This is a genomic window from Streptomyces diversicolor, assembly GCF_057537855.1.
Genome location: NZ_BAAJXA010000004.1, coordinates 124,711 through 143,631, shown reverse-complemented (window position 1 = coordinate 143,631; position 18,921 = coordinate 124,711). Strand labels below are relative to the sequence as shown.

The 18,921-nt window shown below is 74.9% G+C and carries 14 protein-coding genes; 4 read left to right on the top strand and 10 right to left on the bottom strand.

From position 1 onward, the window contains the following. Positions 1 to 47 precede the first annotated feature (47 nt). Entirely contained in the window at positions 48 to 1,520 is a 1,473-nt protein-coding gene (locus AC27LF_RS06130) for an extracellular catalytic domain type 1 short-chain-length polyhydroxyalkanoate depolymerase (protein WP_479662512.1), read from the bottom strand. Between the two features lie 546 nt (positions 1,521 to 2,066). Here AC27LF_RS06130 and AC27LF_RS06125 point away from each other — a divergent pair. Further along, complete coding sequence (locus AC27LF_RS06125; RefSeq protein WP_479662513.1) at positions 2,067 to 4,181, top strand: helix-turn-helix domain-containing protein; 2,115 nt, start codon at positions 2,067 to 2,069, stop codon at positions 4,179 to 4,181. Between the two features lie 47 nt (positions 4,182 to 4,228). Here AC27LF_RS06125 and AC27LF_RS06120 read toward each other — a convergent pair whose 3' ends face one another. The 9 genes from AC27LF_RS06120 to AC27LF_RS06080 all read right to left on the bottom strand — a co-directional run bounded on the left by AC27LF_RS06120 (position 4,229) and on the right by AC27LF_RS06080 (position 14,003). Next, positions 4,229 to 5,173, bottom strand: coding sequence for an alpha/beta hydrolase (locus tag AC27LF_RS06120; protein ID WP_479662514.1), 945 nt, complete (start codon positions 5,171 to 5,173; stop codon positions 4,229 to 4,231). Continuing rightward, positions 5,170 to 6,429 (bottom strand): branched-chain amino acid ABC transporter permease, encoded by a 1,260-nt coding sequence (locus AC27LF_RS06115; protein ID WP_479662515.1) that lies wholly within the window; start codon positions 6,427 to 6,429, stop codon positions 5,170 to 5,172. Before AC27LF_RS06115 ends, AC27LF_RS06120 begins: the two co-directional genes overlap by 4 nt. Further along, complete coding sequence (locus AC27LF_RS06110) at positions 6,426 to 7,313, bottom strand: branched-chain amino acid ABC transporter permease (protein WP_479662516.1); 888 nt, start codon at positions 7,311 to 7,313, stop codon at positions 6,426 to 6,428. Before AC27LF_RS06110 ends, AC27LF_RS06115 begins: the two co-directional genes overlap by 4 nt. Further along, a complete protein-coding gene (locus AC27LF_RS06105) occupies positions 7,313 to 8,110 on the bottom strand; it encodes an ABC transporter ATP-binding protein (protein ID WP_479662641.1) in 798 nt (265 codons plus the stop codon). Before AC27LF_RS06105 ends, AC27LF_RS06110 begins: the two co-directional genes overlap by 1 nt. A gap of 68 nt (positions 8,111 to 8,178) precedes the next feature. Continuing rightward, complete coding sequence (locus AC27LF_RS06100) at positions 8,179 to 8,973, bottom strand: ABC transporter ATP-binding protein (RefSeq protein WP_479662517.1); 795 nt, start codon at positions 8,971 to 8,973, stop codon at positions 8,179 to 8,181. Positions 8,974 to 8,976: 3 nt separating this feature from the next. Further along, positions 8,977 to 10,215 carry a substrate-binding domain-containing protein gene (locus AC27LF_RS06095; protein WP_479662518.1) on the bottom strand — a complete coding sequence of 413 codons (1,239 nt, stop codon included), beginning with the start codon at positions 10,213 to 10,215 and terminating at the stop codon, positions 8,977 to 8,979. Positions 10,216 to 10,741: 526 nt separating this feature from the next. Continuing rightward, positions 10,742 to 11,854 (bottom strand): baeRF2 domain-containing protein, encoded by a 1,113-nt coding sequence (locus tag AC27LF_RS06090; protein WP_479662519.1) that lies wholly within the window; start codon positions 11,852 to 11,854, stop codon positions 10,742 to 10,744. Positions 11,855 to 11,934: 80 nt separating this feature from the next. Beyond that, positions 11,935 to 12,483, bottom strand: a complete 549-nt coding sequence (locus tag AC27LF_RS06085) for a type 1 glutamine amidotransferase domain-containing protein (RefSeq protein WP_479662520.1) — start codon at positions 12,481 to 12,483, stop codon at positions 11,935 to 11,937. A gap of 224 nt (positions 12,484 to 12,707) precedes the next feature. Next, positions 12,708 to 14,003, bottom strand: coding sequence for an MFS transporter (locus AC27LF_RS06080; RefSeq protein ID WP_479662521.1), 1,296 nt, complete (start codon positions 14,001 to 14,003; stop codon positions 12,708 to 12,710). An 830-nt stretch (positions 14,004 to 14,833) separates the two neighbouring features. Between AC27LF_RS06080 and AC27LF_RS06075 the strand changes: the two genes are divergently transcribed. Genes AC27LF_RS06075 through AC27LF_RS06065 form a run of 3 tightly spaced genes read left to right on the top strand, consistent with a single transcriptional unit; the run spans position 14,834 to position 18,563 of the window. Continuing rightward, positions 14,834 to 15,826 (top strand): NAD-dependent epimerase/dehydratase family protein, encoded by a 993-nt coding sequence (locus tag AC27LF_RS06075; protein WP_479662522.1) that lies wholly within the window; start codon positions 14,834 to 14,836, stop codon positions 15,824 to 15,826. A 29-nt stretch (positions 15,827 to 15,855) separates the two neighbouring features. Next, positions 15,856 to 17,490 (top strand): carbamoyltransferase family protein, encoded by a 1,635-nt coding sequence (locus AC27LF_RS06070; RefSeq protein WP_479662523.1) that lies wholly within the window; start codon positions 15,856 to 15,858, stop codon positions 17,488 to 17,490. Then, positions 17,490 to 18,563, top strand: a complete 1,074-nt coding sequence (locus AC27LF_RS06065) for a glycosyltransferase family 2 protein (RefSeq protein ID WP_479662524.1) — start codon at positions 17,490 to 17,492, stop codon at positions 18,561 to 18,563. The genes AC27LF_RS06070 and AC27LF_RS06065 overlap by 1 nt, the downstream gene beginning before the upstream one ends. The last annotated feature ends 358 nt before the right edge of the window (positions 18,564 to 18,921 follow it).

The window sequence follows — 18,921 nt, the reverse complement described above, 5'->3', positions numbered from 1 at the left end:
CGGCGCGCCGGTGGACCGGAGCCGCGGCCCGAAGCGGCGGCCGGGGATCAGCAGCCGGAGTCGGCGAGCACGTAGTGACCGGGCGACGTCTGCTTCAGGGTGTGGGTGACGAACACGTTGTACAGCCCCATGGTCTCGTTGGAGCCGTTGGCGTAGGTGTAGCCGCCACTGGTGTGGGCCCGGCCCGCCGTCACATGGGCGTAGTTGGTGGCCGTCGTACAGGTCGGGGCGGAACCGGTGGTGGCGGCGGTGACGGCCGAGGAGACCGTGCCGACCGTGCCGTCGGCGGCGACCGCGGCAACCGTGTACGTGTACGCCGTGGCCGGTGCCAGGCCGGTGTCGGTGAAGGTGGTGCCGGTGGGCGTGCCGACCTGGGCGCCGCCCCGCCGCACGCGGTAGGACGCGGCACCCTGGACCGGGGACCAGCTCAGGGAGATGGAGGTGTCGGTGGCCGGGCCAGCCGTGAGGCCCGTCGGCGCGGGCAACTGCTCACCGCCGTCCCCCGGACCGCTGCCGCCGTCCTGGTCGAGCCGCCAGAACTTCGCCGTGTAGTAGCTGGAGCAGACGGTGTCGAGGAAGTACGCGGCGGCGCTACCGCACTGCTCGGCGCCGGAACCCGGGTCGACCGCGAGACCGTGGCCCATGCCGCTGATCTGGTAGAGCTGTACGACGGGCTGTCCCGACGCGTCGTCATAGCTGGTCAGCGTGGTGCCCGCGGGCAGGCTCGCGGTGCTGGACGGGGTCTGTGAGACGCCGTGGACATCGGTCCACTGGTCGCGCAGCTCGGTCGCGTTGACCGGGTGGACGGTGTAGTCCGAGGTGCCCTGCCAGATCGCGACGCGCGGCCACGGCCCGGTGTGGCCCGGGTACTGGGCGCGGACCTTGTCGCCCCACTGGGCCGGGGTGAGGCCCAGGCTTCCGTACTGGCAACTGGACGCGCCGATCTGGCTGGTCGCGCACTGCGCGGGCAGGCCGGAGGCGATCGAGCCGCCCGCGAACACGTCCGGGTACGCGGCGAGCAGGTCCGCGGCCATGCCGCCGCCCGCCGACAGGCCGGTCACATACACGCGGCCGGCGTCCGAGCCGTACAGCGACTCGGCCTTGGTGACCATCTGGGCGACGGAGGCGGCCTCGCCCTTGCCGCGGGTGGAGTCGGCCGGGTCGAACCAGGTGAAGCAGGACAGGGAGTTGTTCGCCGAACCGGTCTGCGGGAACACCAGCGCGAAGCCGTAGGTGTCGGCGAGCTCGGTCCAGCCGGAGTGGGCGTAGTAGTCATGGGCCGTCTGGGTGCAGCCGTGCAACGCGACCACGAGCGGGGCGCCGGCCGGCAGGCCCGTGGGGACGTAGGCGTACATCGACAGATTGCCGGGGTTGGAACCGAACCCGGTCACCTGGGTCAACCCGCCCGCGGCGAAGGCGGGTGGGGCGAGGGCGGTGGTCCCGGCCGCCGCCAGGAGCAGACCGGACACGGCGAACCGTCCGATCAGCCCGGCGAGTCGGCTGAACAGAGTGGGGCGCACGGTGGTACCTCCGGGGTTCGTGAGACGCACGGAGGCGGGGGTCGACCCGTTCGCGCGGCTCTGGGGTCAGGGGGATGGTAGGCGCGGTGTGGTGGGGGCGGACATGTGGCGGTGCGCCATCGGGCCTCCCCGGATGTGTGGGTACGGGCCGTTGCCCGAGGCCGTGCCGAGCCGAGAGCGCGCGCGTGCGTCACCCCTCGCACCGCAGGCCCTATGGGGCCAGACCCTATGAATGGACGGAGGAATGTATGGCCCGGCCCAGTGTGTTCGGCCGGGCCGGCTTCCTACGGTGGCGGCCGGCGCACGCAGGGGTCTCCGTCCGCGGGAGGGGACGGCATCGACATGGGCCACCGGAGCACCCGTCACCCGTCCTCAGCCGAGCGGCGGTTCACCGGGGTGATCCGGACGGGCGGGCCGGCAGGGTGGCGCACCGGTGGGACGGGCCGCCGCCCGGGTGGCTGCGCGGCGTACGACGGTGGCCCCGCCCATGGCACCGTTCCCGCCCGCGAGGAAAAGGGGCCGCAGGCAACGACACGGGAGGCGGACATGGACGCGAGCACGGCAGTGGGCGGCGAAGGGCGCACCGTCGCCGCGATGCCGGTGCCCCGGACCGGCGCCGACGAGCCCGCACGCGCCCTGGGCCGGCAGGCCGACCGCACGCGGAGCGGCGAGCGCGAGGCCCCGAGCGGCACAGACCCCGTCGGAGGCCGGAGCGGGACCTTCCGAAGCGCCTCGGCCGCCCCGTACCTGCGGCGCCTGCTGGAACTCCTCGCCACCGACGCGCCCGCCGAGGCGCTGAGCGCGGTCACCGGGCAGGCACGCGAGGCCGGCGTCGACGGGACGGACCTGGCTCAGACCGAGCGGGCGGTGGCCACGGCGCTGCGGGTGCGCAGCTCGCTGCGCGCGCACCGCCGCAGGGAACTCGAACTCGCCGCCCTGTTCGACACGGCAGGCGACCTCGCCGCCTCCCGCGACGTCGACGAGGTGCTGAAGGCCATCGTCCGGCGGGCCAGGATGCTGCTGGGCACCGACACGGCGTATCTGACGCTGCCCGACGAGGAGGCCGGGGACACCTACATGCGGGTCACGGACGGCTCCGTGTCCCCGGTGTTCCAGCACCTGAGGCTGGAACTCGGCGAGGGACTGGGCGGCCTGGTGGCGCAGACCGCCCGCCCGTACGCGACCCCGGACTACGCCACCGACGAGCGCTTCCGCCACACCCGCGACATCAACGCCGGCGTGTCCGAGGAGGGCCTGGTCGCGATCCTCGGCGTGCCGCTGCTGCTCGGCTCGGTGCACGGCGGGGACCGCAAGGTGATCGGCGTGCTGTTCGCCGCCGACCGCAGCCCCCGCTCGTTCAGCCCCGACGAGGTGGCGCTGCTCTCCTCGCTCGCCGCGCACGCCGCCATCGCCATCGACACGGCCCGCGCGCTCGACGACACCCGCGCCGCGCTCGCCGAACTCGCCGAGGCCAACGCGGTCGTGCGGGCGCACGCGGCGGCCGTGCAGCGGGCCGAGGAGGCACACGACCGGCTCACCGACCTGGTACTGCGCGGCGGTGACGTGCGGGAGGTGGCCGTCGCGGTGGCCTCGCTGCTCGACGGGGCGCTCACCGTGCACGATCCCGTCGGCCGGCCGCTCGCCGCGGTCCGGCACGACGGCGGGCCGTTCGCCGCCGACTCGATGGACGCGGGCTGGCTGGTGTCGGCCGCCGAGGAGTCCCGTACGGCGGGCCGCGCGGTGGCCCGCTCCGGGCGGTGGATCTGCGCGGTGCTGGCCGGGCACGAACTGCTCGCCATCATGGTGCTGCACCGGAGCCACCCGCTGGCGGACGCCGACCGGCGGATGTTCGAGCGCGCGGGCGTCGTCACCGGCCTGCTCATGCTGCTGCGGCGCACGGTCGCGGAGACCGAGAACCGGGTGCGCGGCGAACTCGTCACCGACCTGCTGACCGACGCCGGACGCGACCCGGCGCTGCTCGCCGACCGGGGCCGCCGACTCGGTGTCGACCTCGACCGGCCGTATCTGGTGCTGGTCGCCGACACGGAGCCCGCGGCCAGGGAGCGGCTGGGCTCGGCCGCCGTGCGCTACCTCTTCGGGGCCCCGGCCGGTTGCGCGGGCGCCGAACACGCCGGTGCCGTCGTGCTGCTGACAGTGGCCGACGAGCGGCTGACGCCCGGCCAGTGCGCCCGTGCCGCGGCCGTACAGCTCGGCCATCTCACGGGCGCCCCGGTCACGGTGGCGGCCGCGGGCCCGGTCTGCGGGCCGCCCCGGATCGCGGACGCGCACGCCGAGGCGGTGCGCTGCCTGCGTGCCCTGCATGTGCTGGGCCGCCACGGCGACGGCGCGTCAGCCGGTGAACTCGGTTTCCTCGGTGTGGTGCTGGGCGACCGGAAGGACGTGGGCGGATTCGTGCGCGGCACGCTCGGGCCGCTCCTGGAGTACGACGCACGGCGGGGCACCGAGCTGGTCCCCACGCTCGCCGCCTACTTCGGCGCGGGCGGCAGCCTGACCCGCGCCAAGGACACATTGCACGTGCACGTCAACACGGTCGTGCAGCGCCTGGACCGCGTCGAGGCGCTGCTCGGCGCGGACTGGAGCCGCCCGGACCGCGCACTGGAGCTGCAACTCGCCCTCAGACTGCGGGAGCTGAGCGGCTGACCGGTTGCTGACGGCGGGCGGCGGCCGGGCCGCCGCCCCCGCGTGTGTCAGCGGCCCGCCGCCCCGGCGGCGGCCTTCAGCAGCAGGTCGGCGACGAGCCCCGCGCCCTGGTCACCGGTGAGCACCGTGTAGTGGTTGGTGCCCGGCGCGCGCACCGGTGTGACACCGGTGCCGTCGAGGGCGGCGCGGGCGAGCCGTTCCTCGTCGTACAGGCCCTGCGGCTCGTCCATCAGACCGCGCTCCGCCCACAGCAGCGTGGCGGGGGAGGGCAGCCCGCGGATCGCGGCCAGCACGTCCTGCTCGAACAGGCCGACACCGTCGGTGCGGACCGCCTCCAGACGGCACGAGGAGCGCAGCGCCGGCTCCTCACCCACCAGGTCGCGCTGGATGTACGCGTCCACCTCCCGGGTCCACCGCCCGGCGAACGCCGGGTGCACCCGCCAGAACGCCCGGTAGGCGGCGCGGTCGCGGAACGTCATCGACAGCCGGTCCATGGCCGGGCCGATCACCGCCGTCATCAGCTCGTCGGGGGACAGGTGGGTGGGGGCCGGGAAGCCGAGCCCGCCGTCCACGAGCAGCAGCGGACCGAACCGCCCGGGGTGGCGTACGGCGGCCAGGGCCGCGGTGAACGCGCCCATCGAGTGCCCGGCCAGCACCGGCCGGCGCAGCCCCAGCGCCTCGGCCGCCCGGGCGGCGTCGTCGGCGTGCGCGGCGATGCCGTACGGTCCCGGCAGGTCCCGGCTGCCCGCGCGGCCCCGCAGATCGGGGGCGACGAGCGTGGCGCGGCCCGCGAGACGGCGGGCGACCGGCCCCCAGGACAGCCCGTTGGCGGTGATGCCGTGTAGGGCGAGCACCGTGGGCGCCCCGGGATCGGCGGCGGCCCAGCGCAGCACGGCCAGGTCGCCGCCCGGCACGGGGACGCTCAGCTCCTCGAAGGGCAGCGGCTCGGGGCCCTCGGGCGCTTCGGCGGGCGAGGTGTCGGGGCTGGTCACGACGATTGCCTTTCCTTGACGTCGGCGTCGGCACTGGCGGCCGACGCCCTGCTGTGCGGGACGGCGGGAGCGGTCCGTGGGCCGCCGGCAGCGGACCCGGATCCGGGCCCGTCGACGACCGATTCTTCCCCGCGACCGCCGTCCCCACGCCCGGAGCCGGCCTCGGCACCGCGGCGTGCGGCGCGGCCGGCACGGACACGTCCGGGCAGGGCGGCGAGGCCGCCGGGCAGGACGCCCACGACGACCACGAACACCACGCCCAGCAGGAACAGCGGCTGGCTGAGCGGCACCCGCAGCACGGCGGGCAGGTCCGCGACGGCCGCGGAGCCCGCGACATCGCCGAGGCGTTGGTCGGCCCACGTGTACAGGACACCGCCGAGCATCGGCCCCCACCGGGTGCCGGAGCCGCCGAGGACGACCATCACCAGCAGCGACAGCGTGAACTCGGAGCTGGTGGAGTGCGGGCTGGAGCCGCCGGTCAGCAGCAGGTGCACGATGCCGCCCAGCGCGGCCAGCGCGCTCGCCACGGTGAAGGCCAGCAGCTTGAACCCGTACGGGCGCAGGCCCAGCACCTCGACGCGCCGCTCGTTCTCCCTGATGCCCTCCCAGACACGGCCGGTCGGCGAGTGGGTGGTCCAGTGCACGACCGCGAGGGTGAGGGCGAGGAACGCCAGGGTGATCCAGTACAGGGTGGCGGTGTTCTCGATGCCGACGAGCCCGGACGGCAGCAGGTCGGCGGCGACCGCGCGGCCCTCCTCACCGCCGGTGAAGCCGCCCGGGTCGCGGGCGACCAGGATGGAGGCGGCCTGGGCGAAGGCCAGCGTCACCATCGAGAAGGCGATGCCGGTGACGCGCAGCGCGACCGAGCCGAGCAGCACCGCGAGGGCGATGCCGAAGAGCAGGCCGAGCACGGCGGACAGGGCGAACGACAGCCCCGCCTCCCGCATCATCGTGTTGGTGGCGTAGCTGCCCGCGGCGAAGTACAGGGCGTGCCCGAAGGACAGCAGGCCGGTGCGGCCCAGCAGCAGGTCGTAGCCGGTCGCCAGGGCGCCGGACAGCAGACACAGCGCGAGGAGTTGCAGACTTCCGGCGCTGCCGACGGGCCCGTCCAGCAGCCCGGGAACCTCGACGGCGCCGTAGGGCAGCACGAACAGCAGGACGAACAGGCCCACGGGCCACCGGCGCAGCAGACGGCGGGCGGCGGATTCCCGCGCACCGGACGCGACAGCGGCACCGGTCCCGGTGACGGTGCTCATGCGAGCCTCCCGGTCAGGCCGCGCGGGCGCACCAGCAGCAGAGCGGCGAGCAGCACGACGACGGCGAGGTCCCCGAGCCCGGCGGCGGTGTAGTAGTTGGCGAACTGCTGGACGAGGCCGATGACGACGGCCGCGACGGCCGCACCGGTCACCGAACCCATGCCGCCCGTCACGACGACCACGAACGCGAAGATCAGCAGCGAGGTCCCCTGACGGGGGTCGACCGAACCGAAGTACAGGCCGCCGAGGGCGCCGCCCAGCGCGGCGGCGGCACCGCCGATGGCGAAGACCAGGGTGAACGCCTTGCCGACGTCGATACCGAGTGCGGTCACCATGGCCCGGTCCTCGACACCCGCCCGGACCACCAGGCCGTGCCGGGTGCGGTCGAGGAACAGCTTCAGACCGGCCCAGACCAGCACCGCCCCGGCGATCAGCACGAACCGGTTGGCCGGGATCCGGGCGCCGAGCACACCGACCGTGTCCCCCAGTGCCTTCGGGCCGGGAAAGGTCAGGGCGTCGCTGCCCCAGACGCCCGCGAGCAGCGCGGGCACGGCCAGCGAGACGCCGACCGTGGCGAGCACCTGCTCGCGGGGCCTGGTGTACAGCGGTCGCACGACGGCCAGTTCGAGCAGGACCGCCGCGAACGTGCCGGCCACCACGCCGAACCCGACGGCGAGCACGAAACCGAGGCCGCCGGGGCCCGCGCCGGGCAGATTGCCGGAGGCGGCCCACCAGGTGGCGTAGGCGCCGATGGACAGCAGCGCGCCGTGCGCGAAGTTGAGCACGTCCATCAGGCCGAAGATCAGCGAAAGGCCGGAGGCGACGAGGAAGTACAGGGCGCCGAGGCCGAGTCCGGTCAGGGTGAGCAGGACGACGGTGTCCATCAGGCGTCGGCCTCCGTACGGTCGCAGGGTGGATCCGCGCACTCGCCAACGACGGCGTCGGCGGCGTCGGCGGACCCGGCGGGCGGGGCGGCGGCCGGCGCCGCGGGGGTGGCGGGGGCGCGGCCGACACCGAGCAGCCGGCGGGTGGCGTCCGGGTCGCCGAGCAGGTCCGCGGCGGGCCCCTGGTGGGCGGTGCGGCCGTCGGCGAGCACCGCGCAGTGCGTGGCGAGCCGGCGGACCATGGCGAGGTTCTGCTCGACGAGCAGCACCGGGACGGCCTCGGCGGCCCGCTCCAGCACCCGGGTGACCTCGGTGACGACCTTCGGGGCCAGGCCCTTGGCCGGCTCGTCCGCGATGATCAGCCGATTGCCGTTGAGCAGGGTGCGGCCGATGGCCACCATCTGCTGCTGGCCGCCGGAGAGCGTGCCGGCCGCCTGCCCGGCGCGCCGGAGCAGTTCGGGGAAGAGTTCGTGGACGAGGGCGTAGTCCGGCTCGCCGTCGCCGCGTTCGGCCAGGCGCAGGTTCTCCGCGACGGTCAGCCCGGCGAAGACGCCACGGTCCTCGGGGGCGTAGCCGATGCCGCGGCGCACCAGGGTGTGCGTGGGCAGGCCCACGGTCTCCGCGCCGTCCAGCAGCACGCTGCCGGTGCGCGGCACCAGGCCGAGCACGCCCCGCACGGTGGTCGTCTTGCCGGCCCCGTTGCGGCCGAGCAGCGCGGTGACGCCCCCTCCCGGCACATCGAGGTCGACGCCGTGCAGGATGTGCCGGCCGCCGATCAGCACCCGCAGGCCGCGCACGCTCAGCAGGGCGGCGCCGCCCGGGGCCGGCGGCCGGGCGGCGGTGGCCCGGGCCGTCCGTTCCTCGCTCACAGGGCCTCCCCGAGGTAGGCATGCTGGACGGTGGCGTCGGCGGTGACGGCCTCGGGGCTGTCCAGCGCGAGCAGACTGCCGTGGTGCATCACGGCGAGCCGGTCGGCCAGGCCGAGCAGCACGTCCATGTGGTGCTCGACCATGAGCACGGTGCGGCCCTCGTCACGGTGCAGGGTGCGGATGAGTTCGGTCAGGGCGGGTACTTCCTCGGCGCTGACCCCCGCCATCGGCTCGTCCAGCAGCATCAGCCGGGGCTCCGCGACCAGCAGGACGGCGAGTTCCAGTTTCCGTTTCTCGCCGTGCGACAGGGACCGGGCGGGCGCGTCGGCGCGGTGCGCGAGGCCGGTGCGGGCCAGCACGTCGTCGACCTTGTCCTGGTACCGCGGGGCCCGCCGCCAGATCCGGTACGAGCCGCCGGCCGCGGCCTGCGCGGCGAGCCGGACGTGTTCGGCGACGCTCATCGCGGGCCACAGGCTGGACGTCTGGAAGGTGCGGCCGAGGCCGCGCCGCGCCCGGGCGTACGGAGCCTCGCCGGTGATGTCCCTCCCGTCCAGCACGACCCGGCCCGCGGTGGCCGTGACGAGCCCGCTGATCAGGTTGAACAGCGAGGTCTTGCCGGCCCCGTTGGGACCGATGAAGGCGAGGAACTCGCCCTCGTACACGTCGAGGGAGACGCCCGAGAGGATGGTCGCGCCGCCGACGCTCCAGCCGACGCGGTCCAGGCCGAGGACGGCCGCGGGGGCCGCCGGTGCATGGGGCGCGCGTCCCGCTCCGTGGGATGCCGCGGTCACCGGTCAGCCCGCCAGGGGCTTGACGGGCGGGGCGACCGCGTCCAGCGGGAGCGTCCGGACCAGCTCCGGCTCGGCGGACCTGCCGCTGCCCTTGAGCCGCGCCTGGAACATCGGCTGGAGCAGGGCGTGGTCCTCGGCGCGGATCCGCAGCCGCCCCTTGACGCCGTCGAACGTCCAGCCCTCCAGGGACTTCACCATGGCGTCGGTGTCGGTGGCGCTCGCCCGGACGGCACGCACGATCATCTGGGCGGCGGTGAAGCCGTCCGGGGTGAACAGGTCGGGGGTGCCACCGGCCTGCTCGACCGACTCGGTCATGGCCTTCTCGGCGTCGGTGCCGGCCGCGCCAGGGAAGTAGTGCGCGAGGAAGGTGATCTTCTCGCCGCCCGTCCCGAAGACGGGGTACGAGGCGGTGCCGGCCAGGCCGGTGGTGACCTTCGACGAGGTCAGCACGCCCTGCTGGTCGAGGGCGGTCCACAGCGCGGGGGCGGTGGCACCCGCCCAGGCCACGAACACCAGGTCGGGCGCGGCGGACTTGACCTGCCGGGCGAACGGGGTCAGGTCGGTGGCGCCGGGCGGGGCCAGCACGGAGGAGACGGTGGCGCCCTCGCCGCCGAGCACCGCCTTGACGGCGTCGACGTTGGCCTGGCCGAACGTGGAGTCCTGGGCCAGCACGGTGACCTTCTTGCCCCGGGCGTCGCCGAGCATCGCGGCGGCGGTCAGGGTGTCCTGGTAGGACTGCCGGCCGGAGCGGAACGTGAACCTGTTGCTGCCGGTCACGGCGTCCGTGGCGGCCGGGCCGTCGATGAACAGCACCTTGTTCTGGGCGGCCAGCGGGGCCATCTGCAGGGCGATGCCGGAGTCCGTGCTGCCCGCGAGGATCTTCGTGCCCTTGCCGATGAGGTCCTTGGCCGCGGCGACCGCCTTGGAGGCGTCACCGGCGTCGTCGCGCTCGGTGATCTCGACGGTGTGGCCGCCGACCTTGCCGGTGCCGTCGGTGGCGTGGTCGAGACCGGCCCTGAAGCCCTCGATGTACTGCTTGCCGTAGGCGGCGAGCGGACCGGTCTTCGAGTAGACGAGGCCGACCTTCACGGCCGCCGTGTCCTTCGCGTCACCGGCGGAGTGGGAGCCCGCAGTGCCGGCCTCGGCGCAGCCGGAGGCGAGGAGCGCGGCGGCCGCGAGGGCGGCCGCCGCGAGGATTCTGGTGCGGCGCGGGTGGGCGCGATGTGCGGGCGACGTGGGCATCGGACCGGCTCCCGGGGGGTGGATGCCGCGCCGACGCGTGCCGCGGACAGGGGCGGCGGCACATGTGCGGCGGACGGCGGCGGCGCGGTTGCTGACGCAGGGGACGGTAGGAGCCACCGAAGGGCCGCCGACATGGTGTTGACCACCGCAGCTGAGGCCGTGGACATAGGTCCGTCCCACATGGTTTCGCCGCACACAGCCCCCCGGACCTGCGGTGGGCCCCGCGCGGACAGCCCCCGGCATCGCCCGCAGCCGGCCGATGGCGCGGACAGTCCCCCGGCATCGCCCGCAGCCGGCCGATGGACGCCCCGAACCCGCGGGTACGGCCGTGGCGACCGGGCCGGGACCGGGCTAGGGGATTTCCCACCACCGGCCGGCAACCTTGGCCCCGCCGCCGGCGCCACCGGCCGGCAACCTTGGCCCCGCCGCCGGCGCCCTGCCTACGCTGTGGCCGCGTCCTCCTCCACGGCCGCGCGGCACGGCAACGCATGGAAGTACGGCAACGCATGGAACATCTCCAGTGGTGTCACCTCCAGCGCAGCAGCGCCCCGAGGCCGCCCGCGGGTATGTCCTCGTGCGTTCCCGTCGCCGGGGTCACCGAGAGGGCCGCGGCGTCGGTGGCGACCACGGAGCGGATCACGGCGTCGTCGGCGCGGGTCGGCCAGGGCCGCGGCTCGCCCAGCGTCTTGAGATCCGTGCGCCGCACCGCCACCTGGTCGGGCGCCGCACCGATCCACACCTCGCGGTGCGTGTCGGGGCCCTGCGGACGGACCAGCAGCTCGTCGATGCGGTGTTCACGCGCCGCCTCGACCAGCGCGGGCACCCCCTCGACGGCCCCGGCGCGCCCTTCGGCGTCCGGGCTCCGGGCGGCCAGGAACCGTCCCAGCTCGGCCTCGGCACGCCGACGGACGTGCTCGGCGCGGGCCCGCTCGACCTCCTTGTCCAGGAGCCTGCTGCCGATGCCGTGGTCCGCCTCCACGACGCGGTCGGTCAGCCGCTGGGGCAACCGCTCGTGCACGGCACGGCACTCCCGCTGCTCCCCGACCAGGATCAGCAGGTCGGCGCGTACCTCGTCCTGGCACGCGGCGAGCGCGTCGGCGATCTCCCCGGCGTTGCTCTCCCAGGTGTTCTCCACCCTGAGCTGGAAGTGCCGCTCCGACCAGTCGGCCGTCGCCGTGCGGTGCAGGGGCCAGGGCTGACCGGCGACCGAGCCCGCCTCACGGCTGCCCACCCCGCTGCGCAGCTCGAAGTCAGCGCCCCTGCGGTCGACGTACGCCACCAGGCAGACGGGGTCCTCGCCCGCCAGTTCCAGCAGCGGCGCCACATGCGGCAGGGGTGCCCACCGGGCCTGGGTGCCGCCCGGCGGGCGGGCCAGCGGCGGGTCCAGCAGCACCTCGCCGGCCCGCGCGAACAGGGCACGGCCGTGCGGATCGGTGGAGTGGGCGAGATCGTCCACGGCCTCGGCGACGGCCCGGCAGGTCGGCTCGTCCGCTCCCTGCCCGGCCAGCTCCCGGCTGACCGCCTGGGCGGTCAGCTCCCGTTCGTGCGGTGTGTCCTCCGCGTGCCGTGAGAGGTCGACGTACACCGACGCCCAGGGCCCGGAGCGTTCGTACAGCGGATACAGAAAGGCAAGATCCATGGTCTCCTCCCGGGTGCTCGCCGCGGCCGGCGCGCCGTGCGGCGTGGCCGGGCCGGGCGCCCGCCGCGTGCGGCACCCCGTCAGGCGGTCGCGGTCTGCTCGGCGAACACGTCCAGGAACGTCTCGCAGAACGCCTTCAGATCGTCCGGTTTGCGACTCGTGACGAGCTTGCCGGGGCCGTGGTCGCAGACCTGTACCCGCTCGTCGACCCAGGTGCCGCCCGCGTTGCGGATGTCGGTGCGCAGGCTCGGCCAGGAGGTCAGCGTCCGCCCCCGCACGACATCGGCCTCGACCAGCGTCCACGGGGCGTGACAGATCGCGGCGACCGGGCGCCCCTGCCGGCAGAAGTCCTTCACGAACGTCACCGCCCGCTCGTTCAGCCGCAGCAGGTCGGGGTTGGCGACGCCGCCCGGCAGCACCAGCGCGTCGAACGAGCCGGCCGACGCGGGGTCCACGACCTCGTCCACGGGAAAGGTGTCCGCCTTGTCGAGATGGTGGAACGCCTGTACCTCGCCCGGCCGTGTCGACACCAGTACGGGCTCGTGGCCCGCGTCGGTCACGGCCTTCCAGGGTTCGGTGAGCTCGACCTGCTCCACGCCTTCGGGTGCGGTCAGGAACGCGATGCGCATGATGGTTCATCGTCCTTTCGTCGGCCGTACGGCCGTGGCGACGGTGTGCCCCGCGTCGGTCACCGCCGGCTGCCCGCATCGGAGCCGGCGTGCTCGTCCGACGCCGGTGTGACGCCGCCCGGAGTACCCACGGGCACCGCGCCTATGCGCCCCGCCGGGCAGGGCCGTCCGTGCCGCGGGACCGGATGACCCCGCCGCGGGGACGTCGTCGCCCCGCGGCACCGTCACGCGGCCGCCCGCAACGCCTCCCGCTCCGGCGCGCCCGCGTCCCCTGCGCCCCCACGCACCGCCCGCGGCACCGGAACCGACGCCCGGCGCGCCCGCAGGACGCGGCCGGCCGTGATCGTTCCGGCGATGAGCAGGCCGCCGACGATCAGGGCGCCGCGCGCACCGGAGACCTCCATGAGCAGGCCGAGCGCGGGCGGGCCGCCGAGGCTCCACACCGTGCCGATGCTGTTCCAGACGCCGAGCACCCGGCCCCGCAGATGGGCGGGCGGGTCGGTCTGCAGCACGGCCGTGCCCGCCGTGTCGGAGGCGGACTCCACCACGGCCATCGGCAGCACCAGCACCAGCAGCACGGCAAGCGAGGGCGACAGCCCGGCCGCCACCTGCAGCAGTCCGCCGGTCGCGGCCAGCGTGCCGACGAGCCGGACCGAGGGCCGGCGGGTCCGGGCGCCGAGGACGGCACCCAGCGCACCGCCCACGGCGAGCACGGTGGACACGGTGCTGAACGCCCCCGCACCGCCCGCGAGCGGCCCGGTGACGAGCACGGCCAGGGTGAGCCCGTAGTTGCGGCCTAGGACCGAACTGATGCCGGTGACGCAGGCCAGCGCGACCAGACGGGGGCGCCGCGCGAAGTGGGCGAGCCCCTGGCGCACGGTCATGTCCCGGTCGGCCGGGTCGTTCGGCGGCCTGTCTGTGTCCTTCACTGCGGTCTTCGCCGCGTTCTTCGCCGCGGTGTGCGCCGACCTGCCGTACGCGGGGCGCAGCAGCGGCACCACCGCGGTCACGAACAGGAACGACAGCCCGTTGGCGGCGTAGGCGGCGGCCGTGCCGAGGAAGCCGACGGTCACACCGGCCAGGGCCGTGCCGAGCAGCCGGCCCGCGCTGTGCACCAGGGCGCCCACACCGATGGCCGAGGGCACGTCCCCGGCGGGCACGAGATCGTTGCCGAGCAGGGCGCAGGCCGGTCCGTCGACGGTGGCGACGATGCCGGTCAGGGCGGCAAGCACCAGCAGGGACGGCAGGTCGAGCCGGTCCAGGGCCACGAGCACGGCCGTCGCGAACGCCACCGTGCCGAGCAGGGCCTGGCTGACGGCGACCGTCAGCCGGCGCGGCCACCGGTCGACCGCGGCGCCGCCGAGCAGGCTCATGAGCAGCGCGGGCGCGGCCTGCACGGACATGGACAGGCCCGTCGCGGCGGCCGATCCGGTGATCTGCAGCACGAGCAGGTTCTGCACCGTGAGCTGCATCCAGGTGCCGACGTTCGACACGAGGTTGGCGACGGACCACCAGCGCATGCTGCGGTGTCTCAGCGACCGCCAGGGCGAATGGGAGGCCCCGGTGCGCGGGGCGGCGGTTTCGGGCACGGGGGAGGGCGAGGAAGGAGGAGAAGACACGGTCCGGTACTCGACGACGACGGGGAGTCAGCGACAGGACCGGCCGGAGCCGAGCGGCCCGACCGGTGCAGCCGAACAGCCCGGCCGCGCTGCGTGCGCAGCGTCCACCGAGTCGGTCACGGCTCGCACCATCGTGGCAGAGCGGGCCCCGGCCGGCCGTTCCCGCGGCCCGGACGCCGCCGCGGTCCGGCGCCAACTGCGCGCGGCTGCGCCGCACTTGGGGCATGCGTGTGTTTGCTCACAGGCGCAGCCGGTCAGTAGCGTTCAGCAGCTGAAACCGACTGTGTCCGCCCAGGTCAGCGGGGTGCGGCGGGTCCCGGGCCCGGACACGGTCACGCACCGTGCACGCGGGGCCGCCGGCTCCACGGGGGCCGACGGGCAACTGCCGGGTGGCATGGGGAAACCGGGCGCCGGGAGTGAGGTTCCGTCTCGCCGTCACGCGGCTCGGCCCCGGGGGTGCGGACCGTGCGGCCGCCCGGACGCCCCGGCCGCGACGCTTCACGAGGCGCGAGCGCACCGGCAAAGTGGGACATTAGGAATCAACGTGTGAAAACTACTGCCCGGGGGAACCCAGTGGCAGTGCCGTCCGCACAGCGGCGGACCCGGGGCACACCGACGCCGGCGAGCGCCCGGCAGCCGAACCTTCACTTTCGCACAAGCACCTTTCTCTGCCACGCCGGACGGTGAGGGCAGTGGCCTTCAGACACCGCGACGCGGACAAAGGAACCCTTATGACTGATACGACGACGTGTGCCACATGGCGACGTGCCCTGGTGACCGGCGGTGCCGGGTTCATCGGCAGCCACCTGTGCGAGCAGTTGCTGAACGCGGGAACCGAAGTCGACTGCGCCGACAACCTGTTGTCCGGAGCGCGCGCGAATGTCGCCCACCTCCAAGGCCGTCCGGGCTTCCGCTTCGTGGAGTGCGACGTCTGCGCGCCCGACGCCACCGGGCGCCTGGCCGGGCCGTACGACCTGGTCCTGCATTTCGCCTGTCCCGCCTCGCCCGCCGACTATCTGCGGCTGCCGCTCGAAACCCTCGACGCCGGGAGTCTGGGCACCCGCGCCATGCTGGCCGTCGCCGAGCGCGACGGTGCGCGGTTTCTGCTCGCCTCGACGTCCGAGGTCTACGGCGACCCCCTGGAACATCCCCAGCGCGAGGACTACTGGGGCAACGTCAACCCGGTCGGCCCGCGCAGTGTCTACGACGAGTCGAAACGCTTCGCCGAGGCACTGGTCACCGCGCATGTGCGCACCAGGGACGCCGACGCGGGCATCGTGCGCCTGTTCAACACCTACGGGCCGCGCATGCGGGCCCACGACGGGCGTGTGGTGCCCACGTTCGTCTGCCAGGCCCTCGCCGGCGCATCGCTGACCGTGGCCGGTGACGGCAGCCAGACCCGTTCCCTGTGCTACGTCGACGACATCGTGGACGGCATCCTGCTGGTGGCCGCCAGCCGGTCGGTACGCCCCGTCAACCTCGGCGGCACCGACGAGGTGACCGTGCGGGAGATCGCCTCGCGCATCGTGGAACTGACGGGTTCCTCCTCCCGTATCGAGTTCGTCGACCGACCCGCCGACGACCCGCGGCGGCGCCGCCCGGACACCGCGCTCGCCCGCGAACTGCTGGGCTGGACACCCCGCGTGCCCTGGGAGGAGGGCATCAAGCAGACCATCGCCCACTTCGCGGCCCGGCCGGCGCCCGAGCCGGCCCCGCACAGGTGAGACGCCCCCCATGCCCCGACGGAGGCACGATGCGTGTTCTGGGAATCAACGCCCTCTTCCACGACCCCGCCGCCGCACTCGTGGTCGACGGCCGGATCGTGGCGGCGGCGGAGGAGGAACGCTTCAGCCGGCGCAAGCACGGCAAGCGCCCGATCCCGTTCTCCGCCTGGGAACTGCCCGAACTGTCCGCCCGCTGGTGCCTGGAGCACGCCGGCCTGGCCCCGTCCGACCTCGACGCGGTCGCCTACTCCTACGACCCCGAACTCGCCCGCCCGGCGGGCCTGATGGGACTGGACGACCCCTTTGACCACCTGCGGCAGGACTACGCCCGCCGGGCACCCGAGTTCCTTGCCGAGGCGCTGCCCGGACTCGATCCGGACAAGGTCCGCTTCGTCGCCCACCACGTCGCCCACGCCGCCTCCGCGGGGCAGGCGTCCCCGTACCCGGACTGCGCCGTCCTGGTGCTGGACGGCCGCGGCGAATGCGGCTCCCATCTCGCCGGCCGCTATGTCAACCGTGAACTGAGCGTGCTGCGTTCGCAGTCGCTGCCCGACTCGCTCGGCCTGTTCTACGAAGACCTCACCCAGCACCTCGGATTCCTGCGCAGCAGCGACGAGTTCAAGGTGATGGCCCTCGCCTCCCACGGCGAACCGCGCTTCCGGGACCGGCTGCGCCGCTACGTCCACCCGGACGCCGACGGCGGTTTTCGGGCCCGCCCCGTGCCCTGGGCGTCCCTCGTGCCGCCCCGCCCCGCGGGCGGCGCCTGGACACAGGATCACGCCGACGCGGCGGCCAGCGCCCAGGCGTGTCTGGAAGAGGTCCTGCTGGGCCTCGCGCGGTGGCTGCGCGAGCACACCGGCGAGGACGCGCTGACCCTGGCGGGCGGCGTGGCGCTCAACTGCGTGGCCAACACCCGGCTGTACCGGGACGGCCCGTTCGGGCACATCTGGGTGCAGCCCGCCGCCGGTGACGCGGGAACCGCCCTTGGCGCCGCGCTGCACATCGCCCACCAGAAGGAGGCCGTGGAGGCCATGCCGTCCGCCGCCCTCGGCCGCGGCTGGCACGACGCCGAACTGCGCGCCTGGCTGGAGCGTGCGGCCGTACCCTACGAGGAGCCCGAGGACATAGCGGAGACCGTCGCCGAAGAACTCGCCCGCGACGGCATCGTGGCCTGGTTCCAGGGCCGCAGCGAATACGGGCCCCGGGCCCTCGGGCACCGCTCGCTGCTGGCCCACCCCGGCCGCGCCGACAACCTGGAACGGCTCAACGCGGTCAAGGGACGCGAGGAGTTCCGGCCCGTCGCCCCGATGGTGTCGGCCGAACGGGCCGCGGAACTGTTCGACGGCCCCCTGCCCAGCCCGTACATGCTGTTCGTGCACGACGTGGCCGCCGCGTGGCGCGAGCGCATCCCCGCGGTCGTGCACGTCGACGGCACCGCCCGGATCCAGACCGTGGACCGTGCCACCGAGCCGCTGGTGGCCCGGATGATCGACGGCTTCGAACGCCGTACCGGGCTGCCCGTCGTGGTCAACACCAGCCTCAACACCGCCGGGCGGCCCATGGTGGACGACCCGCGTGACGCCCTTGAGTGCTTCGGCTCCGCCCCCGTCGACCTGTTGGCGCTCGGCCCGTTCGCCGTACGCCGGAAGAAGGTGTTCGCGTGATGTGCGGCCCCGGCGAGCGGGGGCAGGACGCCCTCGCCTACGCCGTCGTCGTCCCCACGATCGGGCGTGACTGCCTCGCCGCGTGCCTGCGCGCGCTCGCCGAGGCCGAGGGCCGTCCACCCGATGAGGTGGTCGTCGTCGACGACCGCGCGGACCCCGCCACGCCGCTGCCCCTGGCCGCGGCGGGCGTCCTGCGGGACCGGACCCGCACACTGCGCACCGGCGGACGAGGGCCGGCCGCCGCCCGCAACGCCGGGTGGCGCACCGTGCGCGCGCCCTGGACCGTCTTCCTGGACGACGACGTCCAGGTGCTGCCCGACTGGCCCCGCCGGCTCGCCGAAGACCTCACCGCGGCTGACGCCGGCACCGGCGGGGTGCAGGGACGCCTGCGGGTACCGCTCGACCCGGACCGCAGGCCCACCGACTTCGAACGGGGCACCGCGGGTCTGGAACACGCGGCCTGGGCCACCGCCGACATGGCCTACCGCACGGCGGTACTGGCCGAGGTCCACGGCTTCGACGAGCGGTTCCGCCGAGCGTTCCGGGAGGACGCCGACCTGGCGCTGCGGGTCTCGGACGCGGGCTGGTCACTGCGCCGCGGGCGGCGCACCACCCGCCACCCGGTGCGGGACGCCGACCGGTGGGTGTCGGTACGGGCCCAACGCGGCAACGCGGACGACGCGCTGATGAGCGCCCTGCACGGCCGCGACTGGTGGCACCGCGCCCGGGCGCCGCGCGGCCGGCTGCCCCGGCACGCGCTCGTGACGACCATGGCCCTCGCGGCGCCCGCGCTCGCCCTGGCCGGCCGGCCGCGCGCCGCCGGGGCCTGCGCCGCCCTGTGGGCGCTGGGCACCGGCGAGTTCGCCCTCGCCCGCATCCTGCCCGGACCGCGCACCGCACCGGAGATCGCCACCATGCTCGCCACCAGCGTAGTCATCCCGCCGCTGGCGGTGGGCCACTGGCTGACCGGCCTGGCACGGCACCGGACAGCCGTGCCCCTGCGGCCCGCGCCGCCCAAGCCGGCACCGGCGCCGACCGCACGCCCGGCCACACCGCACGGAGGCACACCATGACCCACCGTGCCGCCGCCCGGACGCCCACCGTGCCACACCACACCCCGGCCCGGGCCGCCCCGCACACCCACACCACCACGGCAACCGTCCGGCCCCGGGCCGCGACCCGCGCCCCGACCACATCCGCCGGCATGCACAACGGCCCGGACACCGCCGACGCCCGCCGCCGTCACGCGCACACGGGCACACCGCTCGGCGGGACCGGCACCCGCGCGCGCCGCGCGCTCCCGCGGGCGAAGTCCGGGCTGTTCAGTGACGGCGTGGTCCAGAAGCCGGTCACGCCGTCCGAGGACGGCCGCGACCGCCGAGCCCCCCGGTGCCGTCCGGCCCACGAGGCCGTCCGGCCCGGCCGGGCCGC

Excerpts from the sequence above, each read along its gene's own strand:
- AC27LF_RS06125 (WP_479662513.1), top strand. The coding sequence starts at position 2,067 with ATGGACGCGAGCACGGCAGTGGGCGGCGAAGGGCGCACCGTCGCCGCG.
- AC27LF_RS06115 (WP_479662515.1), bottom strand. The coding sequence starts at position 6,429 with ATGAGCACCGTCACCGGGACCGGTGCCGCTGTCGCGTCCGGTGCGCGG.
- AC27LF_RS06110 (WP_479662516.1), bottom strand. The coding sequence starts at position 7,313 with ATGGACACCGTCGTCCTGCTCACCCTGACCGGACTCGGCCTCGGCGCC.
- AC27LF_RS06095 (WP_479662518.1), bottom strand. The coding sequence starts at position 10,215 with ATGCCCACGTCGCCCGCACATCGCGCCCACCCGCGCCGCACCAGAATC.
- AC27LF_RS06090 (WP_479662519.1), bottom strand. The coding sequence starts at position 11,854 with ATGGATCTTGCCTTTCTGTATCCGCTGTACGAACGCTCCGGGCCCTGG.
- AC27LF_RS06085 (WP_479662520.1), bottom strand. The coding sequence starts at position 12,483 with ATGCGCATCGCGTTCCTGACCGCACCCGAAGGCGTGGAGCAGGTCGAG.
- AC27LF_RS06080 (WP_479662521.1), bottom strand. The coding sequence starts at position 14,003 with ATGCGCTGGTGGTCCGTCGCCAACCTCGTGTCGAACGTCGGCACCTGG.
- AC27LF_RS06075 (WP_479662522.1), top strand. The coding sequence starts at position 14,834 with ATGACTGATACGACGACGTGTGCCACATGGCGACGTGCCCTGGTGACC.
- AC27LF_RS06070 (WP_479662523.1), top strand. The coding sequence starts at position 15,856 with ATGCGTGTTCTGGGAATCAACGCCCTCTTCCACGACCCCGCCGCCGCA.
- AC27LF_RS06065 (WP_479662524.1), top strand. The coding sequence starts at position 17,490 with ATGTGCGGCCCCGGCGAGCGGGGGCAGGACGCCCTCGCCTACGCCGTC.